Source organism: Amycolatopsis sp. NPDC104863, from assembly GCF_055582965.1.
On the sequence record NZ_JBVJOW010000003.1, the window covers coordinates 676,533 to 702,137 of the forward strand.

The window sequence follows — 25,605 nt, forward strand, 5'->3', positions numbered from 1 at the left end:
CACGTGCGCACCCACCGCGGCCGAGTCCGCGAATGGCACGTCGAGGAGGGCTGGGGGGTCGTCGAAGCACCGGGCTTCGACGACCCCGTCTGGGTGCACTACTCGGTGGTCGAGGCCGAGGGGTTCCGGCAGCTGACCGAGGGCGCCGACGTCGAGTTCACCGCCGAGCGCGCCGAGCAGGACGGCTTCCACTGGCGCGCGGAGTGGGTCAGGGAATGAGCAGCAGCTTGCCCGTCGTCCGGCGGCCCTGAAGGTCTTCGTGCGCCTTCCGGGCGTCGGCGAGCGGGTACTTGCCGCCGATCCGAACGGTGAGGTCGCCCGCCACGACGGCGTCGAACAGCTCCTTCGACCGCCAGTCGATCTCGTCGCGGCTGCGCGTGTAGTGCGCGGACGTCGGGCGGGTCAGGTAGAGGGAGCCGCCGGAGTTGAGGCGCTGCGGGTCGACCGGGGGCACCGGGCCGCTGGACGCGCCGAACAGGGCGAGCAGGCCGCGGACCTTGAGGCTGGCGAGGCTGCCGTCGAACGTGTCCTTGCCGACCCCGTCGTAGACGACGTCGACCCCGGCGCCGCCGGTCAGGTCGCGGGTGAGCTTCGTGAAGTCGTCGCGGTCGTAGCGGATGACCTCGTCGGCGCCGGCCTCGCGGGCGAGCTTCTCCTTCTCCTCGGTCGACACGGTGCCGATCACGCGGGCGCCGCGCGCCTTCGCCAGCTGGACGAGCAGCAGGCCGACCCCGCCGGCGGCCGCGTGCACCAGCACGTCGTGGCCCGGCTTGACCTCGAACGTGGACGCGACCAGGTAGTGCGCGGTCATGCCCTGCAGCATCGTGGCGGCGGCGGTCTCCAGGGAGACGGCTTCGGGGACCTTGACGGCGATGGCGGCCGGCACGATCTTGCGGGCCGCGTAGCTGCCGAGCGAGCCCTGCCAGGCGACGCGGTCGCCGGGGGCGAAGCCGCTGCCGGCGCCGGCTTCGACGACCGTGCCCGCGCCTTCGAGGCCGAGCACGAACGGCAGGTCGATCGGGTAGATGCCCTGGCGCTGGTAGGTGTCGATGTAGTTCACCCCGGCGGCGGCGACGTCGACCAGCAGCTCGCCGGCCTGCGGCGCCGGGACGTCCACTTCGGCCGTGGTGAGCACCTCCGGGCCGCCGGTCCTCGTCACCTGCACTGCGGTGGGCATGGGTCCTCCTCGAGTCGGTTCTACCGGGCACAACTATGGCCGACGCCACGCTGTTCCGCGTTCCGGCCGCGGGTTGGTTATGGTTCGGGACGTGGCTGAGGAAACTTCTGAGACCGTCGCCCCGCCGTCCGGCGCTCAGCTGGGCGCGGCGCGCAAGTTCGTGAAGGCGCACGGCAAGCCGTCCCGCGCGGTGGTCGAGAACATCGGCCGGGCCGGGGCCCGGGTCGTGCTGGTCGGCGCGGACGGCGCGCTCGGCGACGTCGTGGTGGCGTCGGTGGCGACCGGCGAGGCGCTGGTCGAGGCGGTCGAGGACCTCGAAGCCGCGTCGTGGGACGCCGAGACCGTGCAGGCCACGAAGATCGGCCCGGAGCACCGCCGCAAGATGGCCGGCCGGTGAGCCGCACCGCGATCCTGGTCGGCTGCGCGGAGCTCCCGTCCGGCGACGGTGACGACGACGCCGTGGTGCCCGCCCTGACCTCGCTGGGTTTCGACGTCTCGTGGGCGGCCTGGGACGACTCCCGCGTCGACTTCGGCGCGGCCGACGCGGTGATCCTGCGGGCCACGTGGGACTACGCCTCCCGCCGCGCGGAGTTCCTGTCGTGGTGCGAGTCGGTGCCCGCGCTCCTCAACGCGGCCCCGGTGGTGCGCTGGAACACCGACAAGTCGTACCTGGCGGAGCTGCTGGACGCCGGGGTGGCGGTCGTCCCGACCACCCTGGTCGGCCCGGGCGAACCGGCGAAGTTCCCGAAGTCGGCGTACGTGGTCAAGCCGTCGGTCGGCGCGGGTTCCCGCGGAGCGGCCCGGTTCGACGCCGGCGCCGACGCGGCCGAGCACGTGGCGGCACTGCACGCCGAGGGGCACACGGCGCTGGTCCAGCCGTACCAGTCCAGTGTGGACACCGAGGGCGAGCTGGCCCTGTCCTACTTCGGCGGCATCTACTCCCACGCGTTCACCAAGGGCGCGATGCTCGGGTCCACAATGGACGAGTCAGGGCTGTACCTGTCGGAGAAGCTGGCCGCGGCCGAGCCCCCGGCGGACGCCGTGGCACTGGCCGAGGACGTGCTGGACGCGGCGTCGGGCCTGCTGGGGATCCTGCGGGCGGAGCTGCTGTACGCCCGGGTGGACCTGGTCCGCGGCGCGGACGGCAAGCCGTTGCTGCTGGAGCTGGAGCTGACCGAGCCATCGCTGGGCTTCCGCCAGACCGACCCGGCGGCCGCGACGCGGTTCGCTTCGGCGGTGCGGCAGCAGCTGGCCTAACCGGCGGCGGCCTCGATGATCGCCGTCAGCTCCGCCGGGTGCGACAGGAACGGCGAGTGCGACGACGGCAGCCGCTCGACGTGCCCGGCCCGCTGTGCCATGGCTTCCTGGGCGAACATGGGAATGGCGTTGTCGTCTTCGCACACGACGTACGTGCTGGGCACGGTCTTCCACGCGGCCGCCGTGAGCGTCTCGCGGGCGACCGCGTAACTCTGCGGCCGCAGCCGGGCGACGGCTTCCGCGGCGACCTCCGGATCGACGTCGCCGAAGAAGATCTCCTGTGGTGTCAACGGGCTGAAGAGGTCACCGTCGACCTTCCACCACGACGGCGGCTGCCCGCCCACCGTGCCGAGGAGCGACTCACCCTCGTCGAGCTGGAAAGCCGTGACGTAGACGAGGTGGGTGACCTGGGGCACCCCGGCCGCGCCTTCGCTCACCGGCGCCCCGCCGTAGGAGTGGGCGACGACGACCACGGGCCCGTCGATCGTGTCGAGGGCTTCGCGCACCGCGCGGGCGTCGTCGTGCAGCCCGGGCCGCCCGGCCGGCGGTGCGACGCTGGGCAGGTCGACGGTCACCACGGGAAACCCGTGGGCGGCCAGCCGCGTCCGGACGGGCTCCCAGCACCAGGAGCCGTGCCAGGCGCCGTGGACGAGCAGCAGGGTGGGTGCGGTCATCGGGACTCCACGGGGCTCGCGCGGTTCAGGCGCGCCCAGCTCAGTTCACGCGCGGCGAATCGGCCAGCCGCGTTTCCACTGGGCGGAAGCTCAGGCGCGCTTCGCGGCCAGCCGGTCCGCTCGCGGCCACCGCACGTCGCTGGCCCAGCCCAGCTGCTCGAAGGTCCGGATCACCCGCGCCGAGACGTCCACCTGGCCCCGCAGCACGCCGTGGCGCGCGCAGGTCGGGTCGGCGTGGTGCGAGTTGTGCCAGGACTCGCCCATCGACAGGATCGCCAGCGGCCAGAAGTTCGCCGCCTTGTCGCGGCTGGCGAACGGGCGCTCGCCGATCAGGTGGCAGATCGAGTTGACCGACCACGACACGTGGTGCAGGAACGCGATCCGCACCAGGCCGGCCCAGAAGAACGCCGTCACGACGCCCCACCACGACCACGACAGCATGCCGCCCAGGACCGCCGGGAGGGCCAGGCTCAGCGTGATCCACAGCCAGAAGTAGCGGTTCACCACCCGCAGGTCCGCGTCCGCCACCAGGTCCGGCGCGAACCGGTCGGCGTTGGTCACCTCGCGGCCGAACATCCAGCCCATGTGCGCGTGCCAGAAGCCGCGCAGCAGCGCCGAGGGCGAGGTGCCGAACAGCCACGGGGAGTGCGGGTCGCCCTCGCGGTCGGCGAACGCGTGGTGCCGTCGGTGGCTGGCCACCCAGAAGATCACCGAGCCCTGCACCGCCATGCTGCCCGCGACGGCCAGCACGATCCGCAGCGGCCGGTTCGCCTTGAACGCGCCGTGGGTGAAGTAGCGGTGGTAGCCGACCGTCACCCCGAGCGTCGCGAACACGTAGAACACCGCGGCGAGGATCAGGTCGACCCAGCTCATGCCCCAGCCCCAGACCAGCGGGACCGCGACGAGCAGTGCCACGAACGGCACCAGGAGGAACGTCTTCAGCACGATCATCTCGCCGGTGCCGCGGCGGTGGGAGATCAGCGGCTTGGGGGCGGCGCGCGAGGTCATGGCCCAGACCGTAGCGGTAGCGAGTTACGACGGCGTGGCCGACGGTTGCTCAGGTGGTGGCGAGTTCCGGTTGCTTCGGCGCGGCCGTCAGCGAGACGACCGGGCCGCGGTCGCGGCTGCCGGTCCACAATGTCGCCGTCGCGACGATGACCGCCATCGCGCCGAGGACGTGGAAGGAGACCATCGCCTCGGGCACGCCCAGCGCGTACTGCAGCGACCCCAGCCCGCCCTGCGCGACGGCGACCACCCAGACCCAGGTGTAGCGCTGCCAAAGGCTCTTCGGCGCGTTGACGCGCATCAGCTGCAGGCCGAACACCGCGAGCAGCAGCAGGTACAGCACCAGCAGCCCGCCGTGGACCTGGGCGAGCGACTCGACCGGGACGGCGAGGCGGTGGGTGTTGATGTCGCCGCTGTGCGGGCCCGCGCCGGTGACGGTGGTGCCGGCCGCGAGCACGAGCCACATGACCACGGCGAGCGCCACCAGCAGCTTGCGGCCGGACGGCGGGACCAGCGACCGGGCGGGTTCGTCGCCTTCGCGGAACGCGCGCAGCAACAGGACGGCCAGCCAGACCAGGGGAGTGGTGGCGAGGAAGTGGATCGCGACGGTCCACCACTCGAGCTTCGCGAGCACAGTCATGCCGCCGACGACGGCCTGCAGCACCACCCCGCCGGGCATCGTCCAGGCGAGCTTCACCAGGCGCTTGCGGGACGGGTGGTCGATCTGGACCCGCCACGCGGTGAGGACGGCGATGGCGGCGACGGCGATGACCACCCCGGTCAGCATCCGGTTGCCGAACTCGATCCACTGGTTGAGCGCGTGGACACCGGGGTGGTTCACCGGCACGAGGCTGCCGGCGACGCACTGCGGCCAGGTCGGGCAGCCGAGGCCGGACCCGGTGACGCGCACGACGGAGCCGGTGACGCCGATCAGCGCCTGCGCGAGCACCGCGGCGATCCCGACGGCCCGCTGCACGGCGGCGGAGGGAAACGGCAGGCGGGCGACGAGGCTGGTGAACGGCACGACACCGATGGTAGAGCGCGCGGAAAAGCGGCTTTCGGCAGGTCCCGGCGTCCAGAACGGCGTCGCCGGCGCAAGGGACCTAGGTCATCGATGACCGGCACCGAAGGTCAGGCGCGGCCCATCGGCCCGGTCACCTCGCGGTCCGAGATCGCCCAGCAGATGGCCGTGGTGTCGCCCGTGGGCCAGTCCTGGGGCAGCGGGAGGAACGCCGTCGAGGTGACTCCCGCGCGCCGGCCGCCCAGGTGGGCGGTCGGCTGCTGCTCGCAGTGGTCGATCGTCCGGTCCACCAGCGGGCCGCCCAGGTCGATCGGCGGGGCGGCCGGCTGCTCACCGGGACAGACGGCGAACGCCTCCAGCGTGCTCGCGTCCGCGTCCGAATTGCCCAGGTACGCCAGCCAGCCGCTTCACGTCCGGCGGGTAGGCGGCCGGGACGCCCGGGGACCAGACCCGGGTCAGGTGAGCTTCGTCGTGCGGGAAGCCAGTGCTCCCGCGGCCACCGCCCACACCACCAGCACCGCCATCGGCCCGGGCGCGAACGCGCCGTCGACCAGCGCCGCCCGCATGCCCTCGGCCAGCGCTCCCGATGGCAGCAGCTCGACCACCACCGCGAGCCCGGAAGGCAGCGCAGAAGGCGCCAGCAGGATGCCTCCCGCCAGCAGCAGAACGAACCAGACGACGTTCGCCAGCGCCAGCACGGCTTCCGCGCGCAGGGCGCCGCCGAGCAGCACGCCGAGCGCTCCGAACGCCAGCGTTCCCAGCACCAGCAGCAGGATCGCCGAAGCCAGCCCGGCCGGCGAAGGCGACCAGCCGAGGAACGCCGCCACCACGCCGATGATCACCGACTGCAGGGCCACGACGACCAGCGCCGCCGCCACCCGGCCCGCCACCAGCAGCCACCGCGGCAACGCCGTCGCCGACAGACGCTTCAGCACGCCGTAGCGCCGGTCGAAGCCCAGGGCGATCGCCTGGCCGGTGAACGCCGAGGACATCACCGCCAGCGCCAGGATGCGCGGGGTGATCCAGTCCACTTTGGACGCCGAGCCGAGCTGGGCCGCGGGCAGGATGTCCAAGAGGGACAGGCCGATCAGCAGCGCCAGGGGGATGAGCAGGGTCAGCAGCACCTGCTCGCCGTGGCGCAGGGTCAGGCTCGCTTCGATCCGCGCGTGCGTGCGCAGCATGCGCCCGAGCGAGCCGCGCCCGGGCGCCGGGGTGAACGTGCCGGCCGGAAAGGTCACGCGCGCAGCTCCCGTCCGGTCAGCTCGAGGAAGACCTCTTCGAGCGTCCGCTTGCCGACCTGCAGCTCTTCGGGCAGGACGCCCTGCTGCGCGCACCAGGCGGTCACCGTCGACACGACCTGCGGGTCGACCGAGCCGACCACCACGTACGTGCCCGGCGCCGACTCGCGCACGGCGTACCCCTCCGGCAGCGCCGCGGTCAGCAGCTCGGTGTCCAGCCGCGTGCGGGCCTTGAAGCGCAGCCCGGCCGCGCCGGTTTCGTCCATCGTCAGCGACTGGGGCGCTCCGGAGACGACGACCTTGCCGTGGTCGACGATCACCACCGTGTCGGCCAGCGCCTCGGCCTCCTCCATCAGGTGCGTGGTGAGCAGCACCGAGACGCCGTCGGCGCGCAGCGCGCCCAGCAGGTCCCAGACCAGCCGGCGGGCCTGCGGGTCCATGCCCGCCGTCGGCTCGTCGAGGAACACCAGCTCCGGGCGCCCGATCAGCGCGCAGGCCAGGGAAAGCCGCTGCTGCTGCCCGCCGGAGAGGCGCTTGAACGGCGTCCGCCGCACCGAGGCCAGCCCGAGGACGTCCAGCAGCCAGGCCGGGTCGAGCGGGGACGCGGCGCAGGAGGCGACCAGGCGGAGCATCTCGTCGGCCCGCACACCCGGGTACGCGCCGCCGCCCTGGGGCATGATCCCGACGCGGGGGCGCAGGTCGGCCGACTGCCGCACGGGGTCGAGGCCGAGCACGCGGACGGTGCCGCCGTCAGGCCGCCGGAAGCCTTCGCAGACCTCGACGGTGGTGGTCTTGCCGGCCCCGTTCGGGCCGAGCAGGGCGAGCAGGCTGCCGCGCTCCATCCGCAGGTCGAGACCGTCGACCGCGCGGGTGGAGCCGTAGCTTTTCACCAGCCCGGTGATCTCGACGGCGGGGGCACTCACATCGGGTCACGATACGGCGTCGGCATGCGCGGGCAGCCGCGGGGACGGCCTGGACAGCAACACGGGAGCCAGCCGCCGCACGATCAGCATTCCCGCGCCGCACACGACGATCGCCGCGACGTAGGCGAACGGCAGCACGTACGGCCGGCCGTCGAAGGTGCTGCCGGTCGGCGGCAGCAGGAACGGCAGGGCCGCGGACAGCACCGTCGCGGCGACCCGGAACCGGGACGTCCCGGCGGCTGCGGCGAGCGGGATCACCGCCCACAGCACGTACCAGGGCTGCAGGTTGATCTGCAGGATCATCACCGCGCCCAGGGAGACGCCGAGCCCGATGATGGGCCGGTAGCGCCACTTGAAGCTGTCCCAGAGGAACTTGACGGTGATGGCGACGGCGATGAGGTAGCCCAGCGCGCCGAGGATCGGCACCAGGGCGTTGGTGTGGTTGCCCAGCCCGAGCGCGATGCCGAGGACACCGGACAGGTTGGCCAGCTCGGCCGTGGGGGAGATCCACGCGCGGACGAGGCCGGGTGTGTTGAACGTCGCGCCGACCCAGCCGAAGCCGAGCCCGGAGCCGAAGCAGACGGCGGCCAGCACCACGCCGAACCACGCCGCCATCGGCGCCCCGGCCAGGAACAGGTCCTTCAGCCGGCCGTGCCAGCGGCGCGCGACCATCACCGCGAAGAACGGCAGCGCGAACACCGCGGGAACCTTCACCGCGACGCCGAGGGTGATGATCGCCACGCCCAGCCCGATGTAGAGGAGCTCGCCCCGCGCCAGTGGCGGGGGTGTGTCGCCCTTCACCCGGATCGGCAGCCGCCGGATGCCCACCTCCAGCCCGGCGAGCATCAGGCCGACGGCGAGCGCGTCGTTGTGGGCGCCGGCGACGAAGTGGAAGATCAGCAGCGGGTTCAGGGCGCCGAGCCACAGCGCGGTCGCGGGCTGGACGCCGAACCGGCGGGCCAGCCGCGGCAGGGCCCAGACGATGAGGACCACACCCGCGAGCGCGAGCACGCGCTGCAGCAGCACGCCGACCGCGATGCTGTTGCCGGCCAGCGGGGCGAGCCAGCCGCCGAGGCGCAGCACCAGCGGCCCGTACGGCGCCGGCGTCTCGCGCCACATGTTCGACACGCCCGCGGTGTAGGGGTCGGCGACGCCGAGCGCCTGCGCCGGGCCGAGGACGTACGGGTCCATGCCGCGGTGCACGATCTCGCTCTGCGCGAGGTAGCTGTAGACGTCGCGGGAGAACAGCGGCGGGATGACCAGCAGCGGCAGCACCCACAGTGCGATGGTGCGCGCCAGCTGGCCCTGCGACGCCAGCCGGGCGCGGTCGGGCCGGGCGAACTTGCCGAGCATCAGCCAGCTCAGCACCAGGATGCCCATGCCGGAGATGGCGATGGCCAGCGACACCGTCGGGATGCGGGTGAACAGCCGCAGCACCGGGATCTCCTGCACCGGGTTGATCACCGGGGCGGCGCCGGCGCCGAGCGAGCCGAGGGCGAGGAAGAGCGAGCCGACCGTGCCGAACCGGCGGACGACGTTCAGCCCGCGCTGCTCGTCGGCTTCGAGGGGGAGCGGCTCCAGCGGGCGGATGGGCGAAAGCGTCACCGCGTGGGCACCCTCGGTGCGCACGTCCGTTTCCTGCTCCTGCCGCGCAGGATGTTCACCCACAGCCACGCGTGCAGGGTATCGGTCCGCCCCGGAGTGAGTCGGGTCACTGCCCGGCACCCCGCCTTTGCCGACCGCCGGGAAATAAGACACACTTGTGTTGTGAAAAAGACGGAGGCGGGTGAGCAGGCGGGCGGCGACATGCCCCGCGCCGCACTCCCGCACGTTCCGTCGCAGGTCAGCGCCGAGGGCAAGACCCGGCACGAGGTCGCGCGGCTGCTCCTGGAACAGGGTCCCATGACCGCTGTCGTGGTCGCGGAGCAGCTCGGGATCAGCCCGGCCGCCGTCCGCCGGCACCTCGACGCACTTCTTTCGGATGGCGAAGCCGAGACGAGGGACGCGCCCCGGCGTGGGCCCCGGGGCCGGGGCCGTCCGGCCAAGCTCTTCCTGCTGACCGAGTCCGGCCGCGCCCGCTTCGGGCACGCCTACGACGACCTGGCCGTCTCCGCCATCCGTTTCCTCGCCGAGCACGCCGGTGAAGACGCCGTACGCGCCTTCGCCGAGCGCCGCGTCGCCTCGCTGGTCGAGCCCCACCGCCCGGCGATCACTGGATCGAGTGATCCGGCGGCACGCGCGGAGGCCCTGGCGACCGCTCTGACCAGGGAGGGCTACGCTGCGTCGACCCGTCAGGTCGGTGCTCCGGCACCGGGTCAGACGGTCGGAGCGCAGCTCTGTCAGCACCACTGTCCGGTCGCCCACGTGGCCGCGGAGTTCCCGCAGCTGTGCGAGGCCGAGACGGAGGCGTTCGCGAAGCTGCTGGGCACCCACGTCCAGCGGCTGGCGACCATCGCACGCGGTGACTCCGCGTGCACCACGCACGTGCCCGTCACGACGGGTAACCCGGCCCATCCCGAGCCGGGAAGCACGGTGCCCTCTGGGCGCGAAGCACGGATCCCGAATGGAGGGAAACCCGCATGACTGCCGCTGCCGAGCAGCGCACTCCCACCACCGCGCCACTGAGCCAGGAAGAGACCATCGAGTCCCTTGGCAAGTACGCGTTCGGCTGGGCCGACTCCGACGAGGCGGGCGCCAGCGCCCGTCGCGGGCTGAACGAGGATGTCGTCACCGACATCTCCGGGAAGAAGTCCGAGCCGGAGTGGATGCGCGAAGCGCGACTGAAGGCGCTCAAGCTCTTCGAGAAGAAGCCTATGCCCAACTGGGGGGCCGACCTCTCCGGGATCGACTTCGACAACATCAAGTACTTCGTGCGCTCCAGCGAGAAGCAGGCTGCGAGCTGGGAAGACCTGCCCGAGGACATCAAGAACACGTACGACAAGCTCGGCATCCCCGAGGCGGAGAAGCAGCGCCTCGTCGCCGGTGTCGCGGCCCAGTACGAGTCCGAGGTCGTCTACCACTCGATCCGCGAGGACCTCGAGAAGCAGGGTGTCCTGTTCCTGGACACCGACACCGCGCTGCGCGAGCAGCCGGAGCTGTTCGAGGAGTACTTCGGCTCGGTCATCCCGGCCGGCGACAACAAGTTCTCCGCGCTGAACACGGCGGTCTGGTCCGGCGGCTCGTTCATCTACGTGCCGAAGGGCGTGCACGTGGACATCCCGCTGCAGGCCTACTTCCGGATCAACACCGAGAACATGGGCCAGTTCGAACGCACCCTGATCATCGTCGACGAAGGTGCGTACGTGCACTACGTCGAGGGCTGCACGGCGCCGATCTACCAGTCCGACTCGCTGCACTCGGCGGTCGTGGAGATCATCGTCAAGAAGGGCGCCCGCTGCCGCTACACGACCATCCAGAACTGGTCGAACAACGTCTACAACCTGGTCACCAAGCGCGCCAAGTGCGAAGAGGGCGCGACCATGGAATGGATCGACGGCAACATCGGTTCCAAGGTGACCATGAAGTACCCGTCGGTCTTCCTCATGGGCGAGCACGCCAAGGGTGAGGTCCTCTCGGTCGCGTTCGCGGGCGAGGGCCAGCACCAGGACGCGGGCGCCAAGATGGAGCACCTCGCGCCGTACACCTCCTCGACGATCGTGTCGAAGTCGGTGGCGCGCGGCGGCGGCCGCACCTCCTACCGCGGCCTGGTCCGCGTGGCGAAGCGGGCGCACCACTCGCGGTCCAGCGTCGTCTGCGACGCCCTGCTGGTGGACACGATCTCGCGCTCGGACACCTACCCGTACGTGGACATCCGCAACGACGAGGTGTCCATGGGCCACGAGGCCACGGTGTCCAAGGTCAGCGAAGAGCAGCTGTTCTACCTGATGTCGCGCGGCCTCGACGAGGCCGAGGCGATGGCGATGATCGTGCGCGGCTTCGTCGAGCCGATCGCGCGTGAGCTGCCGATGGAGTACGCGCTCGAGCTGAACCGCCTGATCGAGCTCCAGATGGAAGGGTCCGTCGGCTAGTCATGTCGGTTACCGAGAACAACGTTTCGGAGTCGCTTCGCGAGGGGGCCGTCATTCCGGCGGCCTCCCGCGCGGAGCGCTTCACCTCCTACGACGTCGAGGCCTTCGAGGTCCCGGGCGGCCGTGAGGAGAACTGGCGCTTCACGCCGATGAAGCGGCTGCGCGGCCTGCACGACGGCTCCGCGGTCGCCACCGGCGAGATCACGCTGGAAGCCGACGCCGCCCCCGAGCTCACCATCGAGACCGTCGGCCGTGACGACTCGCGGCTGGGCGCCGCGGGCGTCCCGAGCGACCGGATCGCCGCCCAGGCGTACTCCTCGTTCACCCAGGCCACCGTCGTGACGGTGCCGAAGGAGACGAAGGCGTCCAAGCCGTCGGTGCTGCGCATCCACGGCCCGGGTGTGGACAAGGTGGCTTACGGGCACCTGCAGGTCCGCGCCGAGGCGTTCGCCGAAGCCGTCGTCGTCCTCGACCACGTCGGCTCCGGCACCTACGCCGACAACGTCGAGTTCGTCATCGGTGACGGCGCCAAGGTCACCGTGGTCAGCGTCCAGGACTGGGCCGACGACGCGGTGCACGTCTCCGAGCAGCACCTCAAGCTGGGCCGCGACGCCGCGCTGCGGCACACGGTCATCACCCTGGGCGGTGACCTGGTCCGCGTCTCGCCGACGGCGACCTTCACCGACAAGGGCGGCGACGTCGACATGCTCGGCGTCTACTTCGCCGACGGCGGCCAGCACCAGGAGCACCGCCTCTTCGTCGACCACGCGGTGCCCAACTGCAAGTCGCGCGTGGGCTACAAGGGCGCGCTGCAGGGCGAGGGCGCGCACACGGTCTGGATCGGCGACGTGCTGATCCGCGCCGCGGCCGAGGCCACCGACACCTACGAGTTCAACCGCAACCTGGTGCTCACGCCGGGCGCGCGCGCGGACTCCGTGCCGAACCTCGAGATCGAGACCGGCGAGATCGAAGGTGCCGGCCACGCGAGCGCGACGGGAAGGTTCGACGACGAGCAGTTGTTCTACCTCCAGTCGCGCGGGATCGCCGAAGAAGCCGCCCGCCGTCTGGTCGTGCGCGGGTTCTTCCACGAGATCCTGGTGAAGATCGACGTCCCCGAGGTGCGCGAGCGCCTCGAAGCCGCGATCGAGGCCGAGCTCGAAGCCGTTGGCGCCTGACGCCGTCCACCGCAGACTTTAGGAAACGAAGAATGGCTACCCTGGAAATCAAGGACCTGCACGCCTCGGTCGACACCGACGAAGGCGCCAAGGAGATCCTCAAGGGCGTGAACCTGACGATCAAGTCGGGCGAGACCCACGCGATCATGGGCCCCAACGGCTCCGGCAAGTCCACCCTGTCCTACGCGATCGCCGGTCACCCGAAGTACCAGGTGACCTCCGGCGAGGTGCTGCTCGACGGCGAGAACGTCCTCGAGATGAGCGTCGACGAGCGCGCCCGCGCCGGCCTCTTCCTGGCCATGCAGTACCCGGTCGAGGTCCCCGGCGTCTCGATGTCCAACTTCCTCCGCACCGCGGCCACCGCGGTCCGTGGCGAGGCTCCCAAGCTGCGCCACTGGGTCAAGGAGGTCAAGGAGGAGATGGGCAAGCTCGAGATCTCGCAGGAGTTCGCCGAGCGCTCGGTCAACGAGGGCTTCTCCGGCGGCGAGAAGAAGCGCCACGAGATCCTGCAGCTGGCGCTGCTCAAGCCGAAGTTCGCCATCCTCGACGAGACCGACTCCGGCCTGGACGTCGACGCCCTGCGCGTCGTGTCCGAGGGTGTCAACGCGTACAAGGCTTCCAGCGAGGTCGGCGTCATGCTGATCACGCACTACACGCGGATCCTGCGGCACATCACGCCGGACTTCGTGCACGTCTTCGCCGGCGGCAAGATCGTCGAGTCGGGCGGCAAGGAGCTGGCGGACGAGCTGGAGGAGAACGGCTACGTCAAGTACGTGGGCAAGCCCGAGCCCGCCGCTCTCTGACTTCCGTAGTACTACACCGAGAACGAGAGGAGTCGGCCCGATGACCACCACCTCGGCCAGCTCTCTGCCACTCGACGTGGCGGCCCTCAGGGCCGACTTCCCCATCCTGTCGCGCACCGTCCGCGACGGAAAACCCTTGGTGTACCTGGACTCCGGGGCGACGTCCCAACGTCCGACCGCGGTGTTCGAGGCCGAACGCGACTACGTCTTCACGTCGAACGCGGCCGTCCACCGCGGCGCGCACCAGCTGTCCGAAGAGGCCACCGACGCCTACGAGTCCGCGCGCGCGAAGATCGCGGAGTTCGTCGGCGCCGACCCCGAAGAGCTGGTGTTCACCAAGAACGCGACCGAGGGCATCAACCTCGTCGCGTACTCGATGAGCAACGCCGCCACGGCCGGCCCGGAAGCCGCGCGCTTCGTGGTCGGGCCGGGTGACGAGATCGTCATCACCGAGATGGAGCACCACGCGAACCTCGTGCCGTGGCAGCAGCTGTGCCAGCGCACCGGGGCGACGCTGAAGTGGTTCAAGGTGACTCCCGAGGGCCGCCTCGACCTGTCCGATGTGGACGAGCTGATCACGCCGCGCACCAAGGTGGTCGCGTTCGCGCACCAGTCCAACGTGCTCGGCACGGTCAACCCCGTCTCGCTGCTGGTCGAAAAGGCCAAGGCCGTCGGCGCGCTGACCGTCCTCGACGCTTGCCAGTCGGTGCCGCACTTCCCGGTCGACTTCCACGCGCTGGGTGTCGACTTCGCGGTGTTCTCCGGGCACAAGATGCTCGGCCCGTCCGGCATCGGTGTCCTCTATGGACGCACCGAGCTGCTGTCGGCCATGCCGCCGTTCCTGACCGGCGGGTCGATGATCGAGATGGTCCGGATGGAGGGCTCCACCTTCGCGCCGCCGCCGCAGCGGTTCGAGGCCGGCGTGCCGATGACGTCGCAGGCCATCGGCCTCGGCGCGGCCGTCGACTACCTCTCGGCCGTCGGCATGGACCGCATCGCGGCGCACGAGCACGAGCTCGCCGCGGCGGCCCTCGAAGGCATCGGCGCGATCCCGGGTGTCCGGATCGTCGGGCCGACCGACGTGGTGGACCGCGGCGCGACGGTGTCGTTCGTGATCGACGGCGTGCACCCGCACGACGCCGGCCAGGTGCTCGACAGCCTGGGCATCGCGGTTCGCGTCGGCCACCACTGCGCGTGGCCGCTGCACCGGGCGTGCAACGCCCAGGCGACCGTGCGCGCGTCGTTCTACCTCTACAACACGCTGTCCGAAGTGGACGCCCTGGTAGCGGGTGTTCGCGAGGCCCAGAAGTTCTTCGGGGTGGCGCAGTGAACCTGGAAAGCATGTACCAGGAGATCATCCTGGACCACTACAAGAACCCGCACGGGCGCGGTCTGCGTGACCCGTTCGACGCCGAGTCGTTCCAGGTCAACCCGACCTGCGGCGACGAGGTGACACTGCGGGTCAAGCTCGACGACGGGAAGGTCGCCGACGTCTCCTACGACGGCCAGGGCTGCTCGATCAGCCAGGCGTCGACGTCGGTCTTGACGGATCTCGTCGTGGGGCACACCCTCGAGGAAGCGTTCACCACCATGGACGCGTTCGTCGAACTGATGCAGGGCAAGGGAAAGGTCGAACCGGACGAGGAAGTGCTGGAGGACGGCATCGCCTTCGCGGGCGTCGCCAAGTACCCGGCACGGGTCAAGTGCGCCCTCCTCGGCTGGATGGCCTTCAAGGACGCCGTCGCCCGGACCACCAGTGGAGCTGAGAGCGCATGACTGAAGAGACCGCCACTCGTGAGGGGCGCACCGCCGCCGACCTCGACGCCGAGACCACCGCGAAGCAGGACCTCGACCTCGCCAAGATCGAGGACGTCGAAGAGGCGATGCGCGACGTCGTCGACCCGGAGCTCGGCATCAACGTCGTCGACCTGGGCCTGGTCTACGACATCCGCGTCGAGCAGGACAACACGGCGACCATCGACATGACCCTGACGTCGGCGGCCTGCCCGCTGACCGACGTCATCGAGGACCAGACGTCGGCCGCGCTGACGTCCGGTGGCCTCGTCCAGGACTTCCGGATCAACTGGGTCTGGATGCCGCCGTGGGGCCCGGAGAAGATCACCGAGGACGGCCGCGAGCAGCTGCGCGCCCTCGGCTTCACCGTCTGAGATCCGCTCGGGAAGGGCCGCTCTTCGGAGCGGCCCTTTTTGTGTATAACGACCTATACCGCCCGTGCCAGGCCAGCGCGTACAGCACGAGCGCGGCGAGGAAACCGCTGCCGGCGCCGGTGACCGCGAGGTAGGTCGTGTTGCCGACCACGCCGGCGCGGGTCATCGGGTCGTGGTGGGCGAGGAACGGAAGGACGCTCGTCAGCACGCCGGCCAGCGCTCCGCCGAGGAGCAGCGCCACCACCGGCTTGCGGTGGCGGGTGGACGGCGGCGCGGGTTTGGTGGGTGCCGTGCGGTACCAGTGCACCAGCCACCAGGCGAGGATCGCGGCGCCGGCGACCGTGCTGACGAGCTGGATCAGCCGTCCGACGTCGACGCCGGTGACCAGCGGGATCCGCAGGAAGGCGAACCCGTCGTGCTCGTGGGTGAAGGCGTCCCAGCCGACGTGCGTGGCGGCGCCGAGCACCAGGGACAGGGCGATCCAGCCCGGCCGTCGCCAGGTGAAGCCGCCGGGGAGCCGTTCGGCGAGCGGGCGTGGCGCCAGCGCCACCAGCGGCCGCTTCAGGAGCACCTGGAAGACGGCCAGCAGGGCGAGCGCGAGGAGCGGGTCGAGCCAGAGGACCGAGGCGAGTTCGTGGGTCTTGGTCAGGCCGACACCGGGCAGCCGCGGCACGAACCAGAAGACGTCCGGCGCGACGGACCCGGCAACGAGCGCGGAGGGCACGAGCGGCCGTCTCGCCAGCGGCAGCACGGCGGCGGGATGACTCAGCGTGAACGGCACCCGGTTAGTATCCCGAGGTGGTCCTGCGCTCGATCCTCCTGTTCCTCGCGGCGGCGGTGTGCGAGATCGGCGGCGCGTGGCTGGTCTGGCAGGGCGTCCGCGAACACCGCGGCTGGCTCTGGATCGGCGGGGGACTGCTGGCACTCGGCGTGTACGGCTTCGTGGCGACGCTCCAGCCGGACGCCCACTTCGGCCGCATCCTCGCCGCGTACGGCGGCGTGTTCGTGGCGGGTTCGCTGGCCTGGGGCGTGGTGGCGGACGGTTACCGCCCCGACCGCTACGACGTGATCGGGGCCCTGCTGTGCCTGGCGGGTGTCGCGGTGATCATGTACGCGCCGCGGACGGGGTAACACCGTCCACTGTGTCCCGATAGATCGTTGTGACCGAATCCGTCTTCCCGCCCGCACCACCGGCTCCACCCGCGCGTCGCCGGCGCTCGCCGGTGTTCTTCGTGCTGGTGGCCGTGACCGTGCTCGGTGTCGCCGTCGGCCTGTTCGGCGCCGGCAAGCTGCTGATGGGCTACCGGCCGTTCGTCGTCTCTGCCGGCGCGATGAGCCCGACGCTGAACGCGGGCGACCGCATCGTCGTGCGGGAGCGGACCGGCGAGGAGGTGCACCGCGGCGACGTGATCGGCTTCGACGGTGGCGCGTTCGCTTACGGTGGCGGCGAGCCCGGTATGCACGTGTTCCGCGTGGTCGGGGTCGCCGGGGACACGGTCGTCTGCTGCACCGACGGGCACCTGACCGTCAACGGCAAGGTCGTCGTCGAGCCCTACGTCGGCGCCGGCCCGGGCTCGCAGCCCGAGACCGCCACCCGCCCCTTCCGGACCCAGGTGCCCCAGGAGTCGGTCTTCGTCGCCGGTGACAACCGCGGCAACGCCGACGACTCGCGCTTCCGCGGGGTCGTGCGGCTGTTGTGGGTCAGCAAGTTCGTGGTCGCCACCGGCACCGTGGTCAGCCCGCACCCGCTGCCCGCGGTGACCGCGTTCACCGACGCGGGCCTGCCCGGCGTCTCCCCGCCCGACTCGGGCCTGGACGTGGCCCGGTGGTCGATCGTCGCCGGGGTGGTGCTGTTCTTCGCCGGGCTCACCGGGGTGATCGTGTCCGCGGTCCGGACCGCCGGAAGACGACGAACAGCAGCCGCAGGCCCACCAGGGCGCTGATCACCAGCAGGTTGTAGCCGAAAACCTGGTGCAGCGTCAGGCCTTCCGCGATGCGCGGCCCGCCGTCGCCGGTCAGCAGGAGCACCGCCATCAGGCCGGTCGCCGCGCCCACGAACGCCAGCAGGACTTCGTGGACCAGGCTCGTGACGACGGCGCGGTCGCGCTCGTCGGAGAACAGCCGGACGTTCACCGACAGCCGGCCCTCTTCCAGGGCCGCGCCGACGCGGTCGACGCGGCGGGGGATGCGGCGCAGCACCGGCAGCAGCGCCATCAGCTCGTTGACCGCGGTGGTGCGTACCGACTCCGGGCGCAGGCGGGCGCCGACCTGCTCGACCGCGAAGGCCCGGGACTCCGCGACGACGTCGAAGCCGGGATCGAGCGTCGCCAGCGTGCCTTCGACCGTCGCCAAGGCGCGGAACACCGCGGCCACCGGCGGCGGGACGCTCAGCCGGAAGTCCGCGACCACCCGGAACAGCCCGGTGAACAGGTCGAGGTCCGGAGTGCGGCCGGGCCCGAAGTGCCGGGCGACCAGGGCGCCGAGTGCGCGTTCGAGCCGCTGTTCGTCGATCTCGACGGTGCGGTCGACGATCTCCAGGAGACCGTCGCGCAGACCCGGCGGGTCGCCGCGGTCCAGGGCCAGCAGCAGGTTCTGCAGGCCGCCGCGCAACCCCGCGTCGAGCCGGCCGACCGAGCCGAAGTCGAGCAGGCCGAGGCGGCCGTCGTCGAGGAGCATGAGGTTGCCGGGGTGCGGATCGGCGTGGAAGACCCCGCCGATCATCACCTGGTCGAGCAGGCAGCGCAGGAGCGTCCGGGCCAGTCGCTTGCGCTCGGGCGCCGGCGCGGTTTCCAGCGGCTTTCCGACGAGCCTCGACATCACGAGCACGCGGTCGGTCGACAGTCCCTTGTGGACTTTCGGCAGCACGACGTCCGGGCCGGAAGCCGCGGCCACGGCGGTGATGTTGCGGGCTTCGACGGTGAAGTCGAGCTCCTCGGCGAGGACCTGGGCGAACCCGTCGGCGAGTTCGGCGACACCGAGCGAGCGCGCCCAGTCCGCGCGTTCCTCCAGCGCGGCGGCGACGCGGCGGACGATGTCGACGTCGCGTTCGGCCTGCTCCCGCACCCCCGGGCGCTGGACCTTGACCACGACGTCCTCGCCGCTGCGCAGCTTCGCCCGGTAGACCTGCGCGACCGACGCGGCGGCGAGCGGTTCGGGGTCGAACTCGGCGAAGACGTCGTCGGGCGAGCCGCCGAGCTCGGCGGTCAGCACCGCCCACACGGCGTCGGCCTTCGCGGGCGCGACCTGGTCCTGGAGCTTGCCGAGCTCGTCGACGAAGACCGGGGGCAGCAGGTCGGCGCGGGTCGAGAGCAGCTGGCCGAGCTTCACGAACGTCACGCCGCCCTCCTCCAGCGCCCGGCGCAGGGAGCGGGCGAGCTTGGCGTGCCGCCCAGGCGGGAGGCCGGGTTCGCGGCGGCCGGCGAGGTGGCGGCCGAGGCCGTGCTTGATGGCGATCCGGCTGATCTGCGAGTACCGGCGGGTGCGGGAGAGGCGGGCGCGGAGTGAGCGCAGGCGGCCGAGCGGGCTGAAGCCGCTCGGCAGCGCCATCTCGGCGACGAACAGGAAGATCAGCGTCGCCAGGAAAGCGCTGCCCGCCAACGGGATCAGCAGGCCGATGGCCGCCGAGCCGTTGTGCAGCAGGGAAAGCGGGAACGCCTGCCCGATCCCGCCGGCGACGAGCCAGCCGAACCCGGCGGCGCACAACGCGCGGACGGCGCCGATCCGGACACCGAGCACCCGCCGCGACGCGACGACCAGCGGCCACAGCACGAGCGCGTAGAGGGGGAGGGTCGGCAGGCCCAGCAGGATGTCCACGCCGCAGAGCAGACCACGGCGGCGCGGCGGGGCGGCTCACGCAGCGGCGGGACCGGCCTCCCTCCCGCGAGGGAACTACTTTCGGCCGTGGCCCGGGCGCGAGTGGACTTCTAACCTGATCGCGCGAACCACGGTGAAGTGTTCTCTAAACCGGACGAAGGAGACACGATGAACGGACGCGTGATCGGCCGGGTCGTGGCACTGGCCACGGCCGTCGCGGCACCGCTGGGCCTGGGCCTCGCGGCGGCACCGGCCGCCTCGGCGGCCGCGGTCACGACGCTGTACTACACCTCGTCGGGCGCCCCGGACTACGTCAGCCAGATCGACGGCGGCGCGGCCAACTGGAACGCCGCGGTCACCGACGTGAAGCTGGTGAAGCGGAGCTCGGGCGCCACGATCGTGTTCCACGAGATCCACAGCGGCGGCTCGTACACGAACACGAACGGCCACGGCCGCGGCGACATCTACCTGGACACGAGCCAGGTGGCCGAGGGCTTCGACCCGACCCGCATCGCGGCGCACGAGCTGGGCCACAACCTCGGCCTGCCCGACCACTACACGGGCCCGTGCACGGAGCTGATGTCCGGCCACGGCCCGGGCACGGCGTGCAAGAACGCGAAGCCTTCGCCGGCGGAAGCGGCGAAGGTGCAGTCGTTGTGGGTGAACGGTTTCGCGGCGACGCAGGTGCGGAAGGTCGCTTACTAGCCGGCTGACGCCTGGTTGTGCACAGGTCGCTCGAGTTGTGGACAACCAGGCGTCGACGGCGGCCGATCCGGCTTTTCGTCCGGGGGTGCCGATAGGCTGGAGCGGGGCCGGACCCCCGGGAGGGTGGGCGCTGCGTCCTGCCGTGGGAGGGGCGCGGTTCCGGCCAGGCTCGGCGGGTAGGGCCCTCCCGGCTTCCGCGGGAGCCATCACCCATTCCCGCTCAAGAGGGAAGCGCTCGCCCCGCCTACCTGCGAAGATCGACCCGTGCGTGTACTCCGCCCCCTGACGAGCAAGGCGACCTACCGCCGCTGGGTCTACCTCGTCCTCGGCGGTGCCATCAGCGTGCCCTACCTGCTGCTCGCCGCGGTCGCCGTGCCGTCTTTACTGCCGTTCGTCACCACCATGGAACGCGCCGCCGTGGTCGGGGGGCTGATCACGCTGCTCGTGCTGGCCGGGACCGCCTTTCTGCCCGCCGTGCACGTGCTCGAGTCCACCGCCATCCGCGAGCTGCTCGACGACCCCGTTCCCGACGCGCCCGCGAAGCCGCACACCCGGCAAGGCCGGCTGCACGCCGCGACGATGTTCGTCCTGCATGTCGTCGCCGGGTTTGTCGTCAGCTTCTTCAGCCTCGTCGCGCCGGTCATGATCGGCCTTTCCGTCAGCGCCGTGTTCACCGGGCACTTCTTCCAGACCACCGAAGGCGGCGAGGTCACCGTGCCGACCGGCTGGGCGTCGGCCTGGCTCCCAGTCGTCTTCGCCTTCGCCGTGGTGCTGCTGATCTACGCCGTCTGGGTGGTCGGCGGGCTGCTGCGCCGGGCCGCGGCCGGGCTGCTCGGGATGACCGCCGCCGACCGGATCGCCCGGCTGGAGCGGCGGACCGAACAGCTCGCCGAGCGCAACCGGCTGGCTCGGGAGCTGCACGATTCCGTGGGGCACGCGCTGAGCGTCGTCACCGTGCAGGCCGGCGCGGCCCGGCGGACGTTGCGCACCGACCCGGACTTCACCGAGCGCGCGCTGGGCGCCATCGAGGAGTCGGCCCGCACGGCGCTCGACGACCTCGACCACGTGCTCGGGCTGCTGCGCGAGGAGGCCGCGAGCCGGACGCCGCAGCCGGCGTTGACCGAGCTGGAGACGCTGCTCGCGACGACCCGCCTGGCCGGGACCGAGGTCACCGCCGACGTCCGCGGCGAGCCGGGCGCCGTGCCGCCGGTCGTGTCGCGCGAGGTGTACCGGATCCTGCAGGAATGCCTGACCAACGCGGTCCGGCACGCCGGTAGGGTCCCGGTGACGGTGGTCGTCGACGTCGCGGCGCACGGGCTGGTCGCGCGGGTGGCGAACCCGCTGGGCGCCGGCACGGGCCGCGCCGGCGGCGGCCGTGGCCTGCGCGGCATGACCGAGCGGGCCGCGGTGCTCGGCGGCGAGCTGTCGGCCGGGCGGGTGGACGAGCGGTGGGAGGTCGTGGTGCGGGTGCCGTGGAAATGACCGTGCGCGTGCTCTTGGTCGACGACGAGCCGCTGATCCGCGCCGGGCTCCAGGCGATCATCACCAGCGAGCCGGGCCTGAGCGTGGTGGGCGAGGCCGCCGACGGCGCCGAGGTGCCCGGCCTGGTGGCCCGGCTGCGCCCGGACGTCGTGCTGATGGACGTCCGGATGCCCGCGGTGGACGGGATCCGGGCCACCACGCACCTGATGTCCACTGTGGACAGGCCGCCGAAGGTGATCGTGGTGACCACCTTCGAGAACGACGACTACGTGTACGACGCCCTGGTCGCCGGCGCCAGCGGGTTCCTGCTCAAGCGGGCGCGGCCGGAGGAGATCGTCGCGGCGATCCGGACGGTCGTGACGGGCGAGTCCCTGCTCTTCCCGGCGGCGATCCGCCGCCTGGCGGCCCAGAATGCCCCGGCCGTGCCCGGAGACGGCCTGGCGGGCGCCGGGCTGACCGGCCGCGAAAGCGAGGTGCTGCGGCTGATGGCGGCCGGACTGTCCAATGTGGAGATAGCGGGCGAGCTGTACCTGGGCGTCCAGACGGTGAAGACCCACGTGGGCAACGTCCTGGCGAAACTGGGGGCGCGGGATCGGACCCAGGCGGTGATCCGGGCGTACAACTCGGGCTTCGTGGCCCCCGGCGGTTAGTTCGGGCACTATGGGGCGCATGACTTCCGTCGCCGAATACGACAACTTCGCCGAGGCGTACACGGCCGAGAACGAGTCCAGCCTCATGAACGCCTACTACGAACGGCCCGCGGCCCTGGAGCTCGCCGGGGACGTCGCCGGACGGCGGATCCTCGACGCCGGCTGTGGCTCGGGTCCGCTGTTCGCCGCCCTGCGGGAGCGGGGTGCGGTCGTGAGCGGGATCGACCAGAGCGCCGGGATGCTGGAGCACGCCCGGCGACGGCTCGGCCCCGACGCCGAACTGCGGGTCGCCGACCTGGCCGAACCGCTGCCGTTCGAGGACGGCGTCTTCGACGACGTCATGGCGTCCCTGGTGCTGCACTACCTGCGTGACTGGCAGCCGACGCTCGCGGAAGTGCGGCGCGTGCTGAAGACCGGCGGCCGACTGATCGCGTCGGTCAACCACCCGCTCATGGTCAACCTCACGCATCGCCAGGCCGGGCCCCGCCCCGACTACTTCGAGCACTACACCTGGACCGACGAGTTCGAGATGCACGGCGAAACCGCGCGCATGACCTTCTGGAACCGCCCGCTGCACGCGATGACCGACGCTTTCACCGCCGCCGGGTTCCGGATCTGTGCCCTCAGCGAGCCGCATCCCGTCGCGGAGGCCCGGGAGCTGTTCCCCGACGACTTCCAGATCCTCGACACCTTCCCGAGCTTCCTCTTCTTCGTCGTCGAGGCCACCTAGCCGAGGTCGTCGAGGAGGACCTGGATCGCCGCCGCCATCGTGGCCGGGTCGCCGTCCGTCGGCCTCAGCACCAGGTCCGGCGACGATGGCCGCTCGTACGGGGCGTCGATGCCCGTGAACCCCTGGATCTGCCCGGCGCGCGCCTTCGCGTACATCCCCTTCGGGTCGCGCGCTTCGCACACCTCCAGCGGCGTGTCGACGAACACCTCCACAAACGGCAGATCTCCGGATATCTCGCGAGCCGAAGCGCGATCCGACGCATACGGGCTGATCAGGGACGCGATCGCGACCACCCCAGCGTCCGCGAACAGGCGCGCCACCTCGGCCACCCGGCGCACGTTCTCGGCGCGATCCGCAGGGCTGAACCCCAGGCCCGCGTTCAGCCCGTGGCGCAGGTTGTCGCCGTCCAGCAGGTATGCCGGGCGGCCCGCCGCCACCAGACGGCGTTCCAGCTCCACCGCCACCGACGACTTGCCCGACGCCGACAGGCCGGTGAGCCAAACCGTCGCGCCGCGGGTGGGTCGGTCCTCGCGGCGGACCGCCGCCGTGTGCCAGACGACCGGGGACGCCGGGGCGCCGGTGATCATGCCCGCCGCGACCGTGTCGCCCGTGTGCTCGTCCACCAGCAGGAACCCGCCCGTCGCGCGGTTGCGGCGGTACGGGTCGAACAGCAGCGGCGCCCGCGTGCGCAGGCGGATCCGGCCGATGTCGTTCAGCGACAGCGCATCCGCCGGGGAGCGGTGCAACGTCGTCACGTCCAGGCGGTACTCCAGCCGCTCCACCGAACCGCGAGTCTCGGTCGTCGTGTGGCGGACGATGTAGGACGCACCCGGTGTCAGGGAAGACCGCGGCGAGAACCAGCACACCAGCGCGTCGACGTCGCGGGCCTGCTCCGCGCGGTTGCCCGGGCGGCACAGCATCGCGCCGCGGCCGAGATCGAGGTCGTCGGCCAGCTCCACCGCCACCGCCTGGCCGGTGAAGGCCTCCGAAAGCGGCGTGCCGCCCGGGCCCCACACCGCCCGGACCGTCGAGGTGAACCCCGACGGCAGCGCCACCACCTCGTCACCCGGCTTGAACACCCCGCCGGCGATCGTGCCCGCGTAGCCGCGGAAGTCCGACCGGCGGATCACGTACTGCACCGGGAACCGGGCGTCGATCAGGTTGCGGTCGGACGCGACGTGCACCTCTTCCAGCTGGTGCAGCAGCGAAGTCCCTTCGTACCAAGGCATACTCGCGCTGCGGTGGACGACGTTGTCGCCGTGCAGCGCCGAAACCGGCACGAACGTCAGGTCGGCGACGTCGAGCTTCATCGCGAACCGCCGGAACTCGTCGCGGATCTCCTCGAAGCGCGCAGACGACCAGTCGACGAGGTCCATCTTGTTGACACACACCACGAGGTGCCCGATCCCGAGCAGTGACGCGAGGAACGCGTGCCGCCGCGACTGCTCGAGCACCCCTTTGCGTGCGTCGACGAGGATCAGCGCGAGGTCCGCAGTGGACGCTCCGGTCACCATGTTCCGCGTGTACTGCAGGTGGCCCGGGGTGTCGGCGATGATGAACTTCCGCTTGGGCGTGGCGAAGTAGCGGTGCGCGACGTCGATGGTGATGCCCTGCTCGCGCTCGGCGCGCAGGCCGTCGGTGAGCAGCGCGAGGTCCGGGTAGTCCTCACCGCGCTCGCGGCTGGCCCGTTCGACGGCGGCGAGCTGGTCGGTGAAGATCGCCTTCGAGTCGAACAGCAGACGGCCGATCAAAGTGGACTTGCCGTCGTCGACGCTGCCCGCCGTGGCGATCCGCAGCAGCTGCATCAGAAGTAGCCTTCCCGCTTGCGGTCTTCCATGCCTGCCTCGGAAATCCGGTCGTCGGCCCGGGTCGCGCCCCGCTCGGTGACGCGCGTCGCGGCCACCTCGGTGACCACTTCGGACGGTGTCGCCGCCGACGACTCGACGCAGCCGGTGCACGTCGCGTCACCGACGGTCCGGAACCGCACGGTCGCCTCGTACGGCGTCTCGCCGTCCACAAGGGACAGGAACCGGGTCGCCGCGAGCAGCATGCCGTCGCGCTGGACCACCGGACGGCGGTGCGCGTAGTACAGCGGTGGCAGCGCGATGCGCTCGTCGCGGATGTACTGCCAGATGTCCAGCTCGGTCCAGTTCGACAGCGGGAAGACGCGGATGTGCTCACCACGCCGGTGCCGCCCGTTGTAGAGGTTCCACAGCTCCGGGCGTTGCGCCCGCGGGTCCCATTGGCCGTGCTCGTCGCGGAAGCTGAAGACGCGCTCCTTCGCGCGGGCCTTCTCCTCGTCGCGGCGCGAGCCGCCGAACACGGCGTCGAACCCGCCCTCGCGGATCGCCCGCAGGAGTGTGGTCGTCTGCAGCCGGTTCCGGCTGGCGCGCGGCCCGGTCTCCTCGACGACGCGGCCGGCGTCGATGTCGTCCTGCACGCTCGCGACGACCAGCCGGAGGTTCAACGCGGCGACCGTCTCGTCGCGGAAGCGGAGCACTTCGTCGAAGTTGTGGCCGGTGTCGACGTGCAGCACCGGGAAGGGGAGCGGCGCCGGCCAGAACGCCTTCGCGGCGGCGTGCAGCATCACCACCGAGTCCTTGCCGCCGGAGAAGAGCAGGACGGGGCGCTCGAAGGTCGCCGCGACCTCGCGGAAGACGTGCACGGCCTCCGCTTCGAGCGCGGCCAGGTGCGAGAGCTCGTACGAGGTCACGGACACCGGAAAAAAGTAGAACATGTTCTTGTCATTGGTCAAG

General features: G+C 71.4%; 28 protein-coding genes. 16 read left to right on the forward strand and 12 right to left on the reverse strand.

Annotated features, from left to right (window positions below):
* Positions 1-3 precede the first annotated feature (3 nt).
* Positions 4-219, forward strand: a complete 216-nt coding sequence (locus tag ACZ63J_RS19820; protein WP_465405149.1) for a cold-shock protein — start codon at positions 4-6, stop codon at positions 217-219.
* On the opposite strand, the gene ACZ63J_RS19825 is transcribed toward ACZ63J_RS19820, so the two are convergent.
* On the reverse strand, positions 209-1,177 hold the full coding sequence (locus tag ACZ63J_RS19825) for a quinone oxidoreductase family protein (RefSeq protein WP_465405151.1): 969 nt from the start codon (positions 1,175-1,177) through the stop codon (positions 209-211). The two genes, ACZ63J_RS19820 and ACZ63J_RS19825, sit on opposite strands and share 11 nt — an antisense overlap.
* Positions 1,178-1,256: 79 nt before the next feature.
* Between ACZ63J_RS19825 and ACZ63J_RS19830 the strand changes: the two genes are divergently transcribed.
* Together ACZ63J_RS19830 and ACZ63J_RS19835 are read left to right on the forward strand one after the other, a co-directional pair.
* Complete coding sequence (locus ACZ63J_RS19830) at positions 1,257-1,574, forward strand: hypothetical protein (RefSeq protein ID WP_465311199.1); 318 nt, start codon at positions 1,257-1,259, stop codon at positions 1,572-1,574.
* Complete coding sequence (locus tag ACZ63J_RS19835) at positions 1,571-2,434, forward strand: ATP-grasp domain-containing protein (protein ID WP_465405153.1); 864 nt, start codon at positions 1,571-1,573, stop codon at positions 2,432-2,434. The genes ACZ63J_RS19830 and ACZ63J_RS19835 overlap by 4 nt, the downstream gene beginning before the upstream one ends.
* Here ACZ63J_RS19835 and ACZ63J_RS19840 read toward each other — a convergent pair.
* The 7 genes from ACZ63J_RS19840 to mptB form a co-directional block, all read right to left on the reverse strand.
* Positions 2,431-3,108, reverse strand: coding sequence for an alpha/beta fold hydrolase (locus ACZ63J_RS19840; RefSeq protein ID WP_465405154.1), 678 nt, complete (start codon positions 3,106-3,108; stop codon positions 2,431-2,433). The genes ACZ63J_RS19835 and ACZ63J_RS19840 overlap by 4 nt on opposite strands.
* A gap of 90 nt (positions 3,109-3,198) precedes the next feature.
* Positions 3,199-4,116 carry an acyl-CoA desaturase gene (locus ACZ63J_RS19845; protein ID WP_465405156.1) on the reverse strand — a complete coding sequence of 306 codons (918 nt, stop codon included), beginning with the start codon at positions 4,114-4,116 and terminating at the stop codon, positions 3,199-3,201.
* A 49-nt stretch (positions 4,117-4,165) separates the two neighbouring features.
* On the reverse strand, positions 4,166-5,137 hold the full coding sequence (locus ACZ63J_RS19850) for a COX15/CtaA family protein (protein WP_465311202.1): 972 nt from the start codon (positions 5,135-5,137) through the stop codon (positions 4,166-4,168).
* 107 nt (positions 5,138-5,244) lie between these two features.
* Complete coding sequence (locus ACZ63J_RS19855) at positions 5,245-5,424, reverse strand: hypothetical protein (RefSeq protein WP_465405158.1); 180 nt, start codon at positions 5,422-5,424, stop codon at positions 5,245-5,247.
* Positions 5,425-5,589: 165 nt separating this feature from the next.
* Positions 5,590-6,315, reverse strand: a complete 726-nt coding sequence (locus ACZ63J_RS19860) for an ABC transporter permease (protein ID WP_465405232.1) — start codon at positions 6,313-6,315, stop codon at positions 5,590-5,592.
* A gap of 53 nt (positions 6,316-6,368) precedes the next feature.
* Positions 6,369-7,295 carry an ABC transporter ATP-binding protein gene (locus ACZ63J_RS19865; protein WP_465311203.1) on the reverse strand — a complete coding sequence of 309 codons (927 nt, stop codon included), beginning with the start codon at positions 7,293-7,295 and terminating at the stop codon, positions 6,369-6,371.
* Positions 7,296-7,301: 6 nt separating this feature from the next.
* Positions 7,302-8,924, reverse strand: coding sequence for a polyprenol phosphomannose-dependent alpha 1,6 mannosyltransferase MptB (gene mptB, locus ACZ63J_RS19870; protein ID WP_465405233.1), 1,623 nt, complete (start codon positions 8,922-8,924; stop codon positions 7,302-7,304).
* 177 nt (positions 8,925-9,101) lie between these two features.
* On the opposite strand from mptB, the gene ACZ63J_RS19875 reads away from it, so the two are divergent.
* The 7 genes from ACZ63J_RS19875 to ACZ63J_RS19905 are packed head-to-tail and all read left to right on the forward strand — an operon-like array spanning position 9,102 to position 15,469.
* The gene (locus ACZ63J_RS19875) at positions 9,102-9,878 is read left to right on the forward strand and encodes a helix-turn-helix transcriptional regulator (protein WP_465311422.1); all 777 of its coding nucleotides are present in this window, start codon (positions 9,102-9,104) and stop codon (positions 9,876-9,878) included.
* Positions 9,875-11,323 carry a Fe-S cluster assembly protein SufB gene (sufB, locus tag ACZ63J_RS19880; RefSeq protein WP_465405160.1) on the forward strand — a complete coding sequence of 483 codons (1,449 nt, stop codon included), beginning with the start codon at positions 9,875-9,877 and terminating at the stop codon, positions 11,321-11,323. The genes ACZ63J_RS19875 and sufB overlap by 4 nt, the downstream gene beginning before the upstream one ends.
* A 2-nt stretch (positions 11,324-11,325) precedes the next feature.
* Positions 11,326-12,498, forward strand: coding sequence for a Fe-S cluster assembly protein SufD (gene sufD, locus ACZ63J_RS19885; protein WP_465405162.1), 1,173 nt, complete (start codon positions 11,326-11,328; stop codon positions 12,496-12,498).
* Between the two features lie 32 nt (positions 12,499-12,530).
* Complete coding sequence (sufC, locus tag ACZ63J_RS19890; RefSeq protein ID WP_103336133.1) at positions 12,531-13,301, forward strand: Fe-S cluster assembly ATPase SufC; 771 nt, start codon at positions 12,531-12,533, stop codon at positions 13,299-13,301.
* A 40-nt stretch (positions 13,302-13,341) separates the two neighbouring features.
* The gene (locus ACZ63J_RS19895) at positions 13,342-14,631 is read left to right on the forward strand and encodes a cysteine desulfurase (protein WP_465405164.1); all 1,290 of its coding nucleotides are present in this window, start codon (positions 13,342-13,344) and stop codon (positions 14,629-14,631) included.
* Positions 14,628-15,077 (forward strand): Fe-S cluster assembly sulfur transfer protein SufU, encoded by a 450-nt coding sequence (sufU, locus tag ACZ63J_RS19900; protein ID WP_465311207.1) that lies wholly within the window; start codon positions 14,628-14,630, stop codon positions 15,075-15,077. Before ACZ63J_RS19895 ends, sufU begins: the two co-directional genes overlap by 4 nt.
* On the forward strand, positions 15,074-15,469 hold the full coding sequence (locus ACZ63J_RS19905; protein ID WP_465311208.1) for a metal-sulfur cluster assembly factor: 396 nt from the start codon (positions 15,074-15,076) through the stop codon (positions 15,467-15,469). Before sufU ends, ACZ63J_RS19905 begins: the two co-directional genes overlap by 4 nt.
* Here ACZ63J_RS19905 and ACZ63J_RS19910 read toward each other — a convergent pair.
* The gene (locus tag ACZ63J_RS19910; RefSeq protein WP_465405166.1) at positions 15,459-16,250 is read right to left on the reverse strand and encodes a DUF4184 family protein; all 792 of its coding nucleotides are present in this window, start codon (positions 16,248-16,250) and stop codon (positions 15,459-15,461) included. The genes ACZ63J_RS19905 and ACZ63J_RS19910 overlap by 11 nt on opposite strands.
* Before the next feature lie 17 nt (positions 16,251-16,267).
* Between ACZ63J_RS19910 and ACZ63J_RS19915 the strand changes: the two genes are divergently transcribed.
* Both ACZ63J_RS19915 and lepB read left to right on the forward strand, forming a co-directional pair.
* Positions 16,268-16,600: a YnfA family protein gene (locus ACZ63J_RS19915; protein WP_465311211.1), complete on the forward strand. Its 333-nt coding sequence runs from the start codon at positions 16,268-16,270 to the stop codon at positions 16,598-16,600.
* 29 nt (positions 16,601-16,629) lie between these two features.
* Entirely contained in the window at positions 16,630-17,412 is a 783-nt protein-coding gene (lepB, locus tag ACZ63J_RS19920) for a signal peptidase I (RefSeq protein ID WP_465405168.1), read from the forward strand.
* Here the strand turns inward: lepB and ACZ63J_RS19925 are convergent.
* A complete protein-coding gene (locus tag ACZ63J_RS19925) occupies positions 17,336-19,282 on the reverse strand; it encodes an ABC1 kinase family protein (RefSeq protein ID WP_465405170.1) in 1,947 nt (648 codons plus the stop codon). The two genes, lepB and ACZ63J_RS19925, sit on opposite strands and share 77 nt — an antisense overlap.
* Positions 19,283-19,450: 168 nt before the next feature.
* Between ACZ63J_RS19925 and ACZ63J_RS19930 the strand changes: the two genes are divergently transcribed.
* The 4 genes from ACZ63J_RS19930 to ACZ63J_RS19945 all read left to right on the forward strand — a co-directional run bounded on the left by ACZ63J_RS19930 (position 19,451) and on the right by ACZ63J_RS19945 (position 22,849).
* The gene (locus ACZ63J_RS19930; protein ID WP_465311213.1) at positions 19,451-19,987 is read left to right on the forward strand and encodes a snapalysin family zinc-dependent metalloprotease; all 537 of its coding nucleotides are present in this window, start codon (positions 19,451-19,453) and stop codon (positions 19,985-19,987) included.
* A gap of 264 nt (positions 19,988-20,251) precedes the next feature.
* Positions 20,252-21,469: a sensor histidine kinase gene (locus ACZ63J_RS19935; RefSeq protein WP_465405172.1), complete on the forward strand. Its 1,218-nt coding sequence runs from the start codon at positions 20,252-20,254 to the stop codon at positions 21,467-21,469.
* Complete coding sequence (locus ACZ63J_RS19940; RefSeq protein WP_465405174.1) at positions 21,466-22,119, forward strand: response regulator; 654 nt, start codon at positions 21,466-21,468, stop codon at positions 22,117-22,119. Before ACZ63J_RS19935 ends, ACZ63J_RS19940 begins: the two co-directional genes overlap by 4 nt.
* A 19-nt stretch (positions 22,120-22,138) precedes the next feature.
* A complete protein-coding gene (locus ACZ63J_RS19945; RefSeq protein WP_465337676.1) occupies positions 22,139-22,849 on the forward strand; it encodes a class I SAM-dependent methyltransferase in 711 nt (236 codons plus the stop codon).
* On the opposite strand, the gene cysC is transcribed toward ACZ63J_RS19945, so the two are convergent.
* Both cysC and cysD read right to left on the reverse strand, forming a co-directional pair.
* On the reverse strand, positions 22,846-24,654 hold the full coding sequence (gene cysC, locus ACZ63J_RS19950) for an adenylyl-sulfate kinase (RefSeq protein WP_465405175.1): 1,809 nt from the start codon (positions 24,652-24,654) through the stop codon (positions 22,846-22,848). The two genes, ACZ63J_RS19945 and cysC, sit on opposite strands and share 4 nt — an antisense overlap.
* Positions 24,654-25,586, reverse strand: coding sequence for a sulfate adenylyltransferase subunit CysD (gene cysD / locus ACZ63J_RS19955; protein ID WP_465405177.1), 933 nt, complete (start codon positions 25,584-25,586; stop codon positions 24,654-24,656). Before cysD ends, cysC begins: the two co-directional genes overlap by 1 nt.
* Positions 25,587-25,605: the final 19 nt, after the last annotated feature.

Coding starts and splice junctions, on each gene's coding strand:
- ACZ63J_RS19825 (WP_465405151.1), bottom strand. CDS start 1,177: ATGCCCACCGCAGTGCAGGTGACGAGGACCGGCGGCCCGGAGGTGCTC.
- ACZ63J_RS19830 (WP_465311199.1), top strand. CDS start 1,257: ATGGTTCGGGACGTGGCTGAGGAAACTTCTGAGACCGTCGCCCCGCCG.
- ACZ63J_RS19840 (WP_465405154.1), bottom strand. CDS start 3,108: ATGACCGCACCCACCCTGCTGCTCGTCCACGGCGCCTGGCACGGCTCC.
- ACZ63J_RS19845 (WP_465405156.1), bottom strand. CDS start 4,116: ATGACCTCGCGCGCCGCCCCCAAGCCGCTGATCTCCCACCGCCGCGGC.
- ACZ63J_RS19860 (WP_465405232.1), bottom strand. CDS start 6,315: ATGCTGCGCACGCACGCGCGGATCGAAGCGAGCCTGACCCTGCGCCAC.
- ACZ63J_RS19875 (WP_465311422.1), top strand. CDS start 9,102: ATGCCCCGCGCCGCACTCCCGCACGTTCCGTCGCAGGTCAGCGCCGAG.
- sufB (WP_465405160.1), top strand. CDS start 9,875: ATGACTGCCGCTGCCGAGCAGCGCACTCCCACCACCGCGCCACTGAGC.
- sufD (WP_465405162.1), top strand. CDS start 11,326: ATGTCGGTTACCGAGAACAACGTTTCGGAGTCGCTTCGCGAGGGGGCC.
- sufC (WP_103336133.1), top strand. CDS start 12,531: ATGGCTACCCTGGAAATCAAGGACCTGCACGCCTCGGTCGACACCGAC.
- ACZ63J_RS19895 (WP_465405164.1), top strand. CDS start 13,342: ATGACCACCACCTCGGCCAGCTCTCTGCCACTCGACGTGGCGGCCCTC.
- ACZ63J_RS19905 (WP_465311208.1), top strand. CDS start 15,074: ATGACTGAAGAGACCGCCACTCGTGAGGGGCGCACCGCCGCCGACCTC.
- ACZ63J_RS19930 (WP_465311213.1), top strand. CDS start 19,451: ATGAACGGACGCGTGATCGGCCGGGTCGTGGCACTGGCCACGGCCGTC.
- ACZ63J_RS19940 (WP_465405174.1), top strand. CDS start 21,466: ATGACCGTGCGCGTGCTCTTGGTCGACGACGAGCCGCTGATCCGCGCC.
- ACZ63J_RS19945 (WP_465337676.1), top strand. CDS start 22,139: ATGACTTCCGTCGCCGAATACGACAACTTCGCCGAGGCGTACACGGCC.
- cysC (WP_465405175.1), bottom strand. CDS start 24,654: ATGCAGCTGCTGCGGATCGCCACGGCGGGCAGCGTCGACGACGGCAAG.
- cysD (WP_465405177.1), bottom strand. CDS start 25,586: ATGTTCTACTTTTTTCCGGTGTCCGTGACCTCGTACGAGCTCTCGCAC.